The sequence below is a fragment of the Thermoanaerobacterium thermosulfurigenes genome (assembly GCF_051201035.1).
In the GTDB taxonomy this organism is placed as follows: domain Bacteria; phylum Bacillota; class Thermoanaerobacteria; order Thermoanaerobacterales; family Thermoanaerobacteraceae; genus Thermoanaerobacterium; species Thermoanaerobacterium thermosulfurigenes.
This window is the reverse complement of the sequence record NZ_JBPODR010000039.1, coordinates 1-12,290: the sequence shown is the minus strand read 5'-3', so window position 1 is coordinate 12,290 and position 12,290 is coordinate 1. Positions and strand designations below refer to the sequence as shown.

General features: G+C 35.2%; 12 protein-coding genes and 2 tRNA genes. 13 read left to right on the top strand and 1 reads right to left on the bottom strand.

The annotated features are described in order from the left end of the window. Positions 1 to 20 precede the first annotated feature (20 nt). The 7 genes from HNR52_RS11260 to HNR52_RS11230 all read left to right on the top strand — a co-directional run bounded on the left by HNR52_RS11260 (position 21) and on the right by HNR52_RS11230 (position 5,126). A tRNA-Asn gene (locus HNR52_RS11260) sits at positions 21 to 95 on the top strand. Positions 96 to 121: 26 nt separating this feature from the next. Then, positions 122 to 196, top strand: a tRNA-Gly gene (locus HNR52_RS11255). Between the two features lie 352 nt (positions 197 to 548). Continuing rightward, on the top strand, positions 549 to 791 hold the full coding sequence (locus HNR52_RS11250) for a hypothetical protein (RefSeq protein WP_013786882.1): 243 nt from the start codon (positions 549 to 551) through the stop codon (positions 789 to 791). Positions 792 to 902: 111 nt separating this feature from the next. After that, positions 903 to 1,640 (top strand): elongation factor P 5-aminopentanone reductase, encoded by a 738-nt coding sequence (gene ymfI / locus HNR52_RS11245; RefSeq protein WP_013786883.1) that lies wholly within the window; start codon positions 903 to 905, stop codon positions 1,638 to 1,640. A 209-nt stretch (positions 1,641 to 1,849) separates the two neighbouring features. Continuing rightward, positions 1,850 to 2,884, top strand: coding sequence for a nucleotidyltransferase family protein (locus HNR52_RS11240; protein ID WP_435620609.1), 1,035 nt, complete (start codon positions 1,850 to 1,852; stop codon positions 2,882 to 2,884). Between the two features lie 14 nt (positions 2,885 to 2,898). Then, a complete protein-coding gene (locus HNR52_RS11235; protein WP_435620608.1) occupies positions 2,899 to 4,077 on the top strand; it encodes a glycosyltransferase family 4 protein in 1,179 nt (392 codons plus the stop codon). 17 nt (positions 4,078 to 4,094) lie between these two features. Continuing rightward, the gene (locus HNR52_RS11230; protein ID WP_435620607.1) at positions 4,095 to 5,126 is read left to right on the top strand and encodes a glycoside hydrolase family protein; all 1,032 of its coding nucleotides are present in this window, start codon (positions 4,095 to 4,097) and stop codon (positions 5,124 to 5,126) included. Here the strand turns inward: HNR52_RS11230 and HNR52_RS11225 are convergent, their stop codons facing one another. Beyond that, positions 5,127 to 5,849 carry a pseudouridine synthase gene (locus HNR52_RS11225; RefSeq protein WP_435620606.1) on the bottom strand — a complete coding sequence of 241 codons (723 nt, stop codon included), beginning with the start codon at positions 5,847 to 5,849 and terminating at the stop codon, positions 5,127 to 5,129. It lies immediately after the preceding gene. A 227-nt stretch (positions 5,850 to 6,076) separates the two neighbouring features. Here HNR52_RS11225 and pflB point away from each other — a divergent pair, with 227 nt between their 5' ends. From pflB to HNR52_RS11195, 6 genes are all read left to right on the top strand, one after another. Next, positions 6,077 to 8,305 (top strand): formate C-acetyltransferase, encoded by a 2,229-nt coding sequence (pflB, locus tag HNR52_RS11220; protein ID WP_013786888.1) that lies wholly within the window; start codon positions 6,077 to 6,079, stop codon positions 8,303 to 8,305. 28 nt (positions 8,306 to 8,333) lie between these two features. Then, a complete protein-coding gene (pflA, locus tag HNR52_RS11215; protein WP_435620605.1) occupies positions 8,334 to 9,062 on the top strand; it encodes a pyruvate formate-lyase-activating protein in 729 nt (242 codons plus the stop codon). Between the two features lie 97 nt (positions 9,063 to 9,159). After that, complete coding sequence (locus HNR52_RS11210; RefSeq protein WP_435620604.1) at positions 9,160 to 10,056, top strand: MBL fold metallo-hydrolase; 897 nt, start codon at positions 9,160 to 9,162, stop codon at positions 10,054 to 10,056. Between the two features lie 67 nt (positions 10,057 to 10,123). Next, positions 10,124 to 10,966, top strand: coding sequence for a fumarate hydratase (locus tag HNR52_RS11205; protein WP_435620603.1), 843 nt, complete (start codon positions 10,124 to 10,126; stop codon positions 10,964 to 10,966). Between the two features lie 23 nt (positions 10,967 to 10,989). Beyond that, complete coding sequence (locus HNR52_RS11200) at positions 10,990 to 11,547, top strand: Fe-S-containing hydro-lyase (RefSeq protein WP_435620602.1); 558 nt, start codon at positions 10,990 to 10,992, stop codon at positions 11,545 to 11,547. Between the two features lie 14 nt (positions 11,548 to 11,561). After that, the gene (locus HNR52_RS11195) at positions 11,562 to 12,125 is read left to right on the top strand and encodes a uracil-DNA glycosylase (protein WP_013786894.1); all 564 of its coding nucleotides are present in this window, start codon (positions 11,562 to 11,564) and stop codon (positions 12,123 to 12,125) included. Positions 12,126 to 12,290: the final 165 nt, after the last annotated feature.

The following is a 12,290-nucleotide window of genomic DNA, read 5'->3' as shown; positions in this document are numbered from 1 at the left end:
GTCGCTGCCGGATAATATATTCCTCAGTAGCTCAATGGTGGAGCAACCGGCTGTTAACCGGTAGGTTGTAGGTTCGAGCCCTACCTGAGGAGCCATTTTTGTATTTAAAAAAGAATATTTTGCGGATGTGGCTCAGTGGTAGAGCATCGGCTTCCCAAGCCGAGGATCGCGGGTTCGAATCCCGTCATCCGCTCCAATGATATCAAGATTCCAGTCAACGGGGTCTTTTTTATTTTATCTTATTTGTTCATTCTTTTCTATTAAGTATTTTTCCGAAAAATATTATTGAAGAGAGCGATTAATTTTGTTTTCATAATATACTTGGCGAACGCAGTCAGTACGTTAAAAGCCGTCATAACGCATAGACAACTTTAGCCGATCTAACGTAATGAGCCAGCAGTATATAGAAAAAACAATTTGTGAACGGTGATAATTTTTTTTCAAATGTGCCTTTTTAACAAGACCTGCAAAAACTTTAATTTCATGTCTTAAAAAACGCGGGACAAAATATAATGTTATTAGAAATGTGTATTTAGGGGGATTTTATTATGGATGTTTACGATGTTTCACTGATACCTTTGATAATAGGTTTGGTAGAGGTAGTAAAACAAATTGGCTTACCTAAAAAATATTCAGCATTGATTTCGTTAATATTTGGAATAGCTTTAGGAATACTTTACATAGCTCCCGGTGATATTTTAAAAGGCATTCTGTTGGGTACTGCTATGGGGCTTGGGGCATCTGGCCTTTATAGCACCACAAAAAATACAGTAGAGGCCATAAAAAAATAACTACAAAAGGTGTATGGGTGTTTCATACACCTTTTTTCTATTGATTTTTGCTTTGCTTTTGTATAACCTATCTATAAGCGGCTTAATTTATTTATTAAAGGAGATGTTTTTATGTTTAGTGGTAAAGTTGTCGTTGTTACAGGTGGGTCTGGAGGCATTGGTTCATCTATATGTAAAGAAGTATCGAAATTAGGCGGATGTGTGGCAATTCATTACAATACAGATTACGATAGTGCATGTAGTTTAAAGAATCATATAAAAAGTAACTTAGGATATGCAGATGTATTTAAAGCAGACATCAGAAATAGAGAAGAAGTAGAAACGATGATGAAAGAAGTAGTTGAGAGATTTGGGCGCATAGATTACTTGGTCAATAATGCTGGTGTTTCACAAATTAAGCCTTTTATGGATGTATCAGTAGAAGATTGGAGATACATGATGGATGTGAATTTAAATGGCATGTTTAATTGTACACAAAGCGCTTTAAAGTATATGCTAAAAAGTAAAAAAGGTGCTATTGTGAATGTTTCATCAATGTGGGGAATATACGGTGCATCTTGTGAAGTGCCATATTCTGCTTCAAAGGGTGCTATTATAGCTTTTACAAAAGCATTAGCAAAAGAATTAGGACCATCAAATATAAGAGTTAATTGTGTTGCACCTGGTGTAATCGAAACAGACATGAATAAAAGCTTGTCAGATGATACACTTAAATATCTGTCGACAAGAACTTCTCTTGAAAGACTTGGGATGCCAGATGAAGTCGCTAAGGCAGTGGTTTTTTTGCTATCTGATCAATCTTCCTTTATAACAGGTCAAGTATTGACTGTAGATGGAGGCTTTGTGTAAAGTTGGCTTCTAACGTTTACATACCTTTTTAACCCTCTTGACTTATGGAATTAAAAGGATTATAATTTTAATTGTTAGCAGCCGTTTATATAGAGTGCTAATACAACTGATGTATCTTCACATTTAACTCACATTGTACTTTGATTGCAACACGATTATAAATTCTAATTGTTAAACAAAAACTAAATATTGACGAAGGGGGAATTCGAATGAAAGCATTATTGCTGGCAGGAGGATTAGGTACAAGGCTAAGACCTCTGACGAATTTTCTTCCTAAACCTATGGTACCTATAATGGGTAGACCATTATTAGAATCTACCATTTTAAGACTTAAAAATCAAGGCGTAGACGAGTTTGTAATAAGCACATGCTATAAATCTAATCATATTGAGAATTATTTTAAAAATGGTGAAAAATTAGGGGTAAAAGTTTCATTCATCAAAGAAGACATACCATTGGGTACAGGTGGGGCTATAAAAAATGCTGAAGAATTTTTCAATGATACTTTCTTAATACTAAATTCAGATATTATATGTGATATTGATATTAGAAGTCTTGTGGAGTATCACAAGTCAAAAAAAGCATTAGCTACTATTGCAATGACTAAAGTAGAGGATCCATCGCAATACGGTGTAATAGAGTATGACGATAATGATTACATTACAGCGTTTAAAGAAAAACCAAAACCATACGAGACTAATTCAAAATGGATAAATGCGGGAATATACGTATTTGAACCGCAGCTATTAAATGAAATCCCTAAAGATGAAGTGGTTTCAATAGAAAGGGATACATATCCAAAACTTTTATCGAAAGGTTATAAAATGGCTGCGTATAGGTATGACGGATATTGGATAGACATAGGAACAATTGAGAAGTACAAAAGAGTCCACTTTGACATATTGAAAAAATATTGCAAATATGTTGATGTAAGCCATCACGATATTAAACATAGAAAAAACATAATCGATAATTCAGTAAAAATTGTTGAGCCTGTTTTTATAGGAAGTAACGTCAAAATAGACGCTAAAGCAGAGATAGGTCCGTATGCGATTATAGGTGATAATACGCATATAGGTTCTAACAGCATTATAAGGCACAGCGTTTTATGGGACAATGTCAAAGTTAAAGGAAATGTAAATTTGATAAATGCTGTTGTGGCTTCAAATAGCGTGGTAGATGACATGAGGAAAATTGAAGATGAAGTTTATGCAAATGGTATTAACGATTATGCTGTAAGTTGATGGAGGTGTTATGAATGGTAAAGAATAAAGAAATAAACATTGCATTTTTGAGTACATTTCCACCGAGAGAATGTGGAATAGCTACATTTACACAGGATTTGGTAAATGAGCTTAAAGATATCAAAATTATAAATGAACCAAAAGTGATTGCGATAGACGATAAAGAATATGATTATGGTGATGATGTTATTTATAGGCTTAAGCAGCACGACCGAAATAGCTATTTAGAACTTGCGAATAAATTAAATGATTCGTTAATTGATTTGTTAGTGATCGAGCATGAATATGGAATTTACGGCGGTGAGTGGGGCGAATATATTTTAGACCTTGTAGACAATTTAAAAGTGCCTTATGTCGTAACTCTTCATACGATATTGTCTAATCCACTTGATAAACAAAAGCACATTTTAAAAAAATTATGCACAAAGAGCAAAAGAGTTGTCACGATGGCTAAAAATACAATTCCGCTTCTTACCAATGTATATGGTGTTGATGAAAGTAAAATTGTAGTATTGCCTCACGGTGTTCCGAATTTACCAACGTTGTCCGGCGATAGTTTGAGAAAGAAATACAATATTGATGCAGAAAAATTTGTTGTAAGTACTTTTGGACTGATAAGCCCAGGTAAAGGCTTAGAATACGGCATAGAAGCTATAGCGAAGGTTAAGGAGAAACATCCTGATATATTGTACCTTATACTCGGACAGACACATCCCAATATAGTCAGGTCAGATGGTGAAGTTTACAGAGATTTTCTTGTAAGGAAGGTAAATGAGCTAAATCTAAACGACAATGTAAAGTTTGTCAACAAATATCTAACAAAAAGAGAAATCGTCGAATACTTAAAACTCTCAGATGTATATTTGACGCCATACATTGGCAGAGAACAAGCGGTTAGTGGAACATTGGCATACGCTGCAGGCTTGGGGAAATTAGTTGTATCAACTCCATACAAATACGCTGAGGAAATTTTAAGCGATGGAAGGGGACTGTTAGCGGAATTTAAAAATCCCGATTCTATAGCAAACTGCATAAGTTTTGCCATAGAAAATCCTCACGAAAAGCAAATCATGGAGGAGAAGATAAAAGTTTATGGAAAAACGATGATGTGGGACAACGTTGCATTAGAATATGTTGAATTGTTCTTGAGAATATTTGAAGATTTAGAGGATGATGCAAAAGAAGCAGTATAAACAAGGAGGGACGTATTGTGAACGGCAAAAAAATGTTTAACCATTTGTTTATACTGACAGATGATACAGGCATGATGCAGCACTCTGTTGGCTCTGTCCCTAATCCTAAATATGGTTATACGACTGATGACAATGGAAGGGCTTTGATAGCCTGTACAATGATGTACGAAAAGTACAAAGATGATGTGTTTATTGACCTTATTAAAAAATACTTGTCATTTTTGATGTACGCGCAAGAAGACGACGGCCGTTTTAGAAATTTCATGTCTTTTGATAGGAAATTTATTGATGAAGATTTTTCAGAAGATTGTTTTGGCAGGTGCATTTGGGCTTTAGGGTATTTAATAAATGCAGATATTGATGAAAGGGTAAAGTTGCCTGCATATAAGATGATTGAGAAATCATTGCCTTTAGTAGATATTCTAAATTACATCAGAGGTAAAGCATACACCTTAATAGGTTTATACTATGTTTACAATTCTTTTAAGAATTTAGATAAAGATTTTGTCAGAAAAAAGATGGATAAATTGGCGTACGATATCATCGAGGAGTACAAAAAAAATTCAAATAAAGATTGGCAGTGGTTTGAAGATGTAGTGTCGTACGATAATGGAATCATTCCATTATCGCTTCTAAAGTATTTTTCAATCGTTAAAGACGAGGAAATTCTGGATGTCGCTTTAAAAACAGTTGATTTTCTGGATAGTGTTTGCTTTAAAAATGGCTATTTTAAAGCTGTTGGATGCAAAGGATGGTATAGAAAGGGCAAAAACATTGCAGAATATGATGAGCAGCCTGTAGAAGCGTATACAATGGCTCTCATGTATATAGATGCTTATAAATTGACAGGCGATGAAAAATACAAAAAAAGAGCCATAGACTGTGACAAATGGTTTTACGGAAAAAACTCAAAAGGATTAAGCTTATACGATGAAGATAGTGGAGGCTGCAGCGATGGTATAACAGAAGATGGTGTAAATAGCAATGAAGGAGCTGAAAGCCTTGTATCGATTATGATATCCCACTGTGCAATCGATCAATTGAAATAGCTATTCAATTGACTTAAGCAATTTTATTTCTTCTTCGTTTAATTCCCGCCATTCCCCTTCTTTTAAATTTTCATCTAATTTTAATTTACCTATTGAAAGCCTTTTTAAGTAGATGACTTTTGAGTCTATCGCTTCAAACATTCTTTTTATTTGATGATATTTTCCCTCTCTGATTGAAATATATACTTTTGAGATATTGCCTGAAGATATTATTTCCAGAGTTGCAGGTATAGTCTTGTAACCATCGTCTAATAATATGCCTTCTGAAAACAAAGATGCGTCATCTTCGTCGATAAATCCTAAAACTTCTGCATAGTATTTTTTAAAGACGTGTTTTTTTGGCGATAAAAGTTTATGTGACAGTTCTCCATCATTTGTGATTAAAAGCAATCCTTCTGTGTCTTTGTCAAGTCTTCCTGCTGGAAAAACCTTTCTTGATTTTATATGGTGTGGCAAAAGGTCTACAACGGTTCTTTCCGATGGGTCATATGTTGCACAAATGACGCCTTTCGGTTTGTTCATCATTATATATATGTATTCTTTGTATGAGACTTTTTCGTTTCTAAATGTGATAACGTCTTTGTCAGGTTGGACTGTAAAACCAGGGTCATCGATTATTACATCATTTATTGCAACAAGGCATTCTTTTATAAAATTTTTAATTTCTTTCCTTGAACCATATCCCATATTTGATAAAAGCTTATCTATTCTCATCTTCGACATTTTAGTTTCCTCCTAAACAGTATAACTTACTTCTTAGTTAATTATATCCCAAAAATATAAAAATTGTATCGAAAATGTGGCATATATCATATTTTTTGTGCTTTACTGATGATACAATTAAAATGATGTTTCAAGATAATAAATTTTCTGAAGTGTATACAGTATATTGACTACAAAGAACAAAATGGCTATAATAAAACTATAATAAATAATTAGGGGGAATAAAGATGATTAGTGAATGGCGCGGGTTTCAGGAGGGCAAGTGGCAAAAGACTATTGATGTTCAAGATTTTATACAAAAAAATTATACGTTATACGAAGGCGATGACAGTTTTTTAGAGGGACCTACAGAAAAGACTATTAAGCTTTGGAATAAGGTTCTTGAATTAATGAAAGAAGAATTGAAAAAAGGTGTATTAGATATTGATACAAAAACTGTATCGTCTATAACATCTCACGATGCGGGATATATAGACAAAGATCTTGAAGAAATAGTTGGATTGCAGACAGACAAACCTCTTAAAAGAGCTATAATGCCTTACGGTGGCATAAGGATGGTCAAAAAAGCTTGTGAGGCTTATGGATATAAAGTCGACCCAAAAGTAGAAGAGATATTTACGAAATACAGAAAGACCCACAATGATGGCGTGTTTGATGCATATACTCCGGAAATAAGGGCAGCAAGACATGCTGGTATAATAACGGGTCTTCCTGATGCGTATGGCAGAGGAAGAATAATAGGCGATTACAGGAGAGTTGCACTTTATGGAATAGACAGACTCATCGAAGAAAAGGAAAAAGAAAAGCTTGAGCTTGATTACGATGAATTTGATGAAGCAACTATCCGCTTGAGAGAAGAACTGACAGAACAGATTAAAGCATTAAATGAAATGAAGGAAATGGCATTAAAGTATGGATACGACATATCAAGACCTGCTAAAAACGCAAAAGAAGCTGTGCAGTGGACTTACTTTGCCTTCCTTGCTGCTATAAAGGAACAAAACGGTGCTGCTATGTCGCTTGGAAGAGTATCTACTTTTCTTGACATATACATTGAAAGAGATCTGAAAGAAGGAACATTGACAGAGAAGCAGGCGCAAGAATTGATGGATCACTTTGTTATGAAGCTTAGAATGGTGAGGTTTTTAAGGACCCCTGATTACAATGAGTTGTTTAGCGGTGATCCTGTTTGGGTCACAGAATCAATTGGTGGTGTAGGTGTAGACGGAAGACCTCTTGTTACTAAAAATTCATTTAGGATATTAAACACATTGTATAATTTAGGTCCTGCACCTGAGCCGAATTTAACAGTTTTATGGTCTAAAAATCTTCCTGAAAACTTTAAAAGATTCTGTGCCAAGGTATCAATAGATACCAGCTCTATTCAATATGAAAATGATGACTTAATGAGGCCAATATACAATGATGACTACAGTATTGCTTGCTGTGTGTCAGCCATGAAGACGGGGGAACAGATGCAATTTTTTGGAGCAAGAGCGAATCTGGCGAAGGCGTTGCTGTACGCTATAAATGGTGGCGTCGATGAAAGGTATAAAACACAAGTGGCACCAAAATTTAATCCCATAAAGTCTGAATATTTAGATTTCGATGAGGTAATGGAAGCATACGACAACATGCTGGAGTGGCTTGCAAAAGTGTATGTAAAAGCTATGAATATAATACACTATATGCATGATAAATACGCTTATGAGAGGTCTCTTATGGCTTTGCATGATAGAGATATCGTGAGGACGATGGCTTTTGGAATCGCAGGTCTTTCTGTTGCGGCAGATTCTTTAAGTGCCATAAAGTATGCCAAAGTAAAAGTCATAAGAGACGAAAATGATATAGCGGTAGATTACGAAGTGGAAGGTGATTTCCCTAAGTTTGGCAATGACGATGACAGGGTTGACTCGATAGCAGTTGACATTGTGGAAAGATTTATGAATAAGCTTAAAAAGCATAAGACTTACAGAAATTCTATACCAACATTGTCTGTTTTGACAATTACATCAAATGTGGTGTACGGCAAGAAGACAGGTGCTACGCCTGATGGAAGAAAGGCGGGAGAGCCTTTTGCACCAGGTGCGAATCCGATGCACGGCAGAGATACAAAAGGTGCCATAGCATCAATGAATTCAGTATCAAAAATACCTTATGACAGCTCGTTAGATGGCATATCATACACATTTACAATTGTACCAAATGCACTTGGGAAAAATGACGAAGATAAAATTAATAATCTTGTAGGACTATTAGATGGATACGCATTTAATGCAGGGCACCACATAAATATCAACGTTTTAAACAGAGACATGTTGCTTGATGCCATGGAGCATCCTGAGAAATATCCACAGCTTACTATTAGAGTTTCAGGGTATGCTGTCAACTTCAATAAATTAACGAGAGAGCAGCAATTGGAGGTTATATCCCGCACGTTCCACGAATCTATGTAAGGCAAATTTTATATAAAGGTGATGTGTCATGGTTATGGGAAAAATACATTCAATAGAGACATGTGGTACTGTAGATGGGCCCGGCATAAGGTATGTAGTCTTTATGCAAGGCTGTCCTTTAAGATGTGCTTATTGCCATAACCCTGATACATGGGATTATAGCTGTGGCAAAGAAGTATCGACAGATGAAATATTTAATGATGTAAAAAGATATATGCCATATATGAAGGCATCAGGTGGTGGCGTGACGTTGACGGGTGGAGAACCTACATTACAGCCTGAATTTTGCGAAGATCTATTTAAAAAGCTTAAAGCATCTTTTATACACACTGCATTAGATACATCAGGATATGTTGATATAGATAAAGTAAAAGAACTTGTAAAATACACCGATCTTTTTTTACTTGACATAAAACATATTGATGATGAAGGGCATAAAAAGCTTACGGGCGTTTCGAATAGAAAGACTTTGGAGTTTGCAAAATACATTTCTGATGAAGGTAAAAAAATGTGGATAAGGCATGTAATAGTGCCTGGAATAACAGATGATATGGAAGAGATAAAAAAATTGGCTGATTTCGTTTCGTCGTTGAAAAATGTAGATAGAGTTGAGATACTTCCGTACCACAAAATGGGTGTGTATAAATATGACGTGCTTGGGATACCATATAGATTGAAGGGAATAAATCCTCCTGACACATCAAAAATAGAAGAGATAAAAGAAGAATTTAAAAAAAGAGGTATGAAAGCAGTTTAAGAGCCTCATGATGTCTATCATGGGGCTTTTACTTTGAATTAATTTGATAAAGGGTGTAAAATTATCATGTGATGATGTAATTTTTGGAGGTAATCGCATGAATTTAAATAAGATAAATAGAAACACTTATTACATAGATAATCCTACAAATATAGGTGTTTATGCTTATAAAAACAAAAATTGCCTATTAGTGGATACAGGTATAAACAATGGGCAAGCGAGAAAGATTGACAATGTATTAGTAGAAAACGGATTGCATCCCAAATATATCATAAACACTCACAATCACATGGATCACTGCGGTGGCAATATATATTTTAAAACTCAGTACCCTGGGTGCGAAATCTATACATCAAATAAGGAGCGATTATATATAGAAAATCCAGAGTTGAGAGATATAGTGCTGTTTTCTTCATCTCCAATAAGAGACCTTGATACGACTAATAAAACATTTTCTGTAGATTTCATCCTTGATTGTGGTATTTCAAAAATTGGTGATGAAAAGTTTGATATAATATCTTTGGTGGGGCATTCAATAGATCAAATCGGTGTCATTACACCTGATAAAGTATGTTTTTTGGGAGACAGCGTATTTAGTGAGGACACAATAAAAAAATACTCACTTCCATATTTGTTTAATATAGAAAAAAGCATTGAAACTTTAAAAAAGTTAAAAGAGGTGGATGCAGACTATTTTGTAATAAGTCACATAGATAGAGTGCTTAACAAGGATGAGCTTGATGCACTGATAGAAAAAAATATTTCAAATATAGAAGATAATATTAAAATTATGCTGGAATTATTGGAACAACCTCAGACAAGGGAAGGATTGCTGCAAAACTTAGTAATATTAAACGATCTTCCTTTGAATTTTACTCAGTATTATATTTATTTTTCATCGGTCTCCGCGTTTTTGAGTTATTTGAGAGAAAAAAATCTTATCGATTATTCCATAGAAAACGGAGAAATGTATTTCTATAGGAAATCTGTTTGAAGTCTTTTTAAAAACCTAATCTTGTAGTATTATTATTTTAACAATCGATATAGAATTGAGGTGCTGTATGAGAGAAATAAAAGCAGATGATGTAAGAAGGACTGTTGAGCTTTTGTGCATTAAAGCTAATTACAATTTGCCAAATGATGTATTAAATATGTTGAAGGAGAAAGTCCACGAGGAAATCAGCGAAATAGGTGCAGAAATACTCAATGACATAGTTGAAAATGCTGAGATTGCCAAGGCAAAGGAAATGCCAATATGCCAAGACACAGGTATAGCGGTGATTTTCGTTGAGATAGGACAAGATGTCCATGTTGTAGGTGGCAGTCTTGATGATGCTATAAATAATGGTGTTAAAGATGGATATCTCAATGGGTATTTAAGAAAATCAATTGTGAGGGATCCATTCATACGTATCAACACAAATGATAATACACCGCCGATTGTGCATTATGATATTGTAGACGGCGACAAACTGAAAATTACAGTTGCGCCAAAAGGTGCAGGAAGTGAAAATATGAGTGCACTGAAGATGATGAAGCCTTCCGATGGCATTGAAGGTGTAAAGAAGTTTATAATTGATACAGTTGAAGCGTCAGGCCCTAATGCGTGTCCACCTTTGGTGGTAGGCGTTGGAATAGGTGGCAATTTTGAATATGCACCGTTGCTAGCTAAAAAGGCCCTTTTAAGGCCTATCGACCAAAGAAGCATTGACAGCAATGTGAGAGCATTAGAAGAAGAACTTTTATTAAAAATAAATGGCCTTGGCATAGGACCACAAGGATTGGGAGGAAGGATAACTGCTTTGGCAGTAAACATCGAAAAATACCCTACACATATAGCAATGTTACCAGTGGCTGTGAATATATCGTGCCATGTTACAAGACATGCTACAGCTATATTATAAATATTTAAAATGTGGAGGAAAAAATGTATAAAAAGATAAATACGCCTTTAACAGATGAAGTTATTAAAGAATTAAAAGCTGGAGACAAAGTTTTAATTATTGGAAAGATTTATACTGCAAGAGATGCGGCACATAAAAGAATGATAGAATCTTTAAATAATGGAAAGGAATTGCCGGTTAATATAAAAGATCAAGTGATTTACTATGTTGGGCCTTGCCCTGCAAAACCTGGTCAAGTCGTGGGAAGCTGTGGACCTACTACAAGTGGGCGAATGGATGCTTATACGCCAAAGCTTTTAGAGATAGGCTTAAAAGGAATGATTGGAAAAGGTTATAGAAGCGAAAATGTGGTTGAGGCAATGATGAAGTATCATGCTGTTTACTTTACAGCTATAGGTGGTGCTGGTGCTTTGTTATCTGAAAGAGTAACAGATTCTAATGTTGTGGCTTATGAAGATTTAGGACCAGAAGCTATACATCTTTTTACCGTAGTGGATTTTCCTGTAATTGTTACAATTGATATGTATGGCAATAATCTTTATGAAACAGAAAGAGACAAATACAAGAAAAGGAATTGTTGAAAAGGGTGGTTTTGATGTCGCTGTTACCGCTAAAAGAACTCATTGAGCAATGCATGAATTGTACTAAATGTCCGCTACACAATGTCAGAAATAATGTTGTCTTTGGCGAAGGAAATTTAAGATCGAAAATCATGTTTGTAGGTGAAGGACCTGGGCGAGATGAGGATTTGCAAGGGCGACCTTTTGTAGGGAAAGCGGGACAATTGCTAAATAAGATGCTGGAGGCAATAAATTTAAAAAGGGAAGATGTGTATATTGCCAATATTGTAAAATGCAGGCCGCCTAACAATAGAGTGCCGCTTCAGAGCGAGGTAGATGCATGTTTACCATATCTTAGAAATCAAGTTGCAATAATAGCTCCAAAAATAATAGTGTGTTTAGGTGCTACGGCCGCAAAAGCTATAATTGATAAAGATTTTAAGATAACGGCCATGAGAGGACAATGGTTTGAAAAGAAAGGTGTGAAGATAATAGCTACATATCATCCTGCGGCGCTTTTAAGAGATCCTGAGAAGAAGTACCCTGCCTGGGAAGATTTCAAATCTATCAGAGATGAGCTGGATAGGTGTAATCAGTAGCATATAGAAGCATTTTGGAGCATACTTGTGTTATTTACATGTAATGACGTTATATGAACATTAATGAAGGTTGAATTAGAATTTCAAACGTGGTATATTAACATACGTCGCTCCTGCGAGGAGCGAAAGGAAGACACCACAAAATACCAAATAGAAAGCAGTTGA

Bases quoted from the DNA above. Each gene is read 5' to 3' on its own strand.
- HNR52_RS11210 (WP_435620604.1), top strand. From the start codon at position 9,160: ATGAATTTAAATAAGATAAATAGAAACACTTATTACATAGATAATCCT.
- HNR52_RS11240 (WP_435620609.1), top strand. From the start codon at position 1,850: ATGAAAGCATTATTGCTGGCAGGAGGATTAGGTACAAGGCTAAGACCT.
- HNR52_RS11225 (WP_435620606.1), bottom strand. From the start codon at position 5,849: ATGTCGAAGATGAGAATAGATAAGCTTTTATCAAATATGGGATATGGT.
- HNR52_RS11195 (WP_013786894.1), top strand. From the start codon at position 11,562: ATGTCGCTGTTACCGCTAAAAGAACTCATTGAGCAATGCATGAATTGT.
- HNR52_RS11250 (WP_013786882.1), top strand. From the start codon at position 549: ATGGATGTTTACGATGTTTCACTGATACCTTTGATAATAGGTTTGGTA.
- HNR52_RS11205 (WP_435620603.1), top strand. From the start codon at position 10,124: ATGAGAGAAATAAAAGCAGATGATGTAAGAAGGACTGTTGAGCTTTTG.
- pflB (WP_013786888.1), top strand. From the start codon at position 6,077: ATGATTAGTGAATGGCGCGGGTTTCAGGAGGGCAAGTGGCAAAAGACT.
- ymfI (WP_013786883.1), top strand. From the start codon at position 903: ATGTTTAGTGGTAAAGTTGTCGTTGTTACAGGTGGGTCTGGAGGCATT.
- HNR52_RS11235 (WP_435620608.1), top strand. From the start codon at position 2,899: ATGGTAAAGAATAAAGAAATAAACATTGCATTTTTGAGTACATTTCCA.
- HNR52_RS11200 (WP_435620602.1), top strand. From the start codon at position 10,990: ATGTATAAAAAGATAAATACGCCTTTAACAGATGAAGTTATTAAAGAA.
- pflA (WP_435620605.1), top strand. From the start codon at position 8,334: ATGGTTATGGGAAAAATACATTCAATAGAGACATGTGGTACTGTAGAT.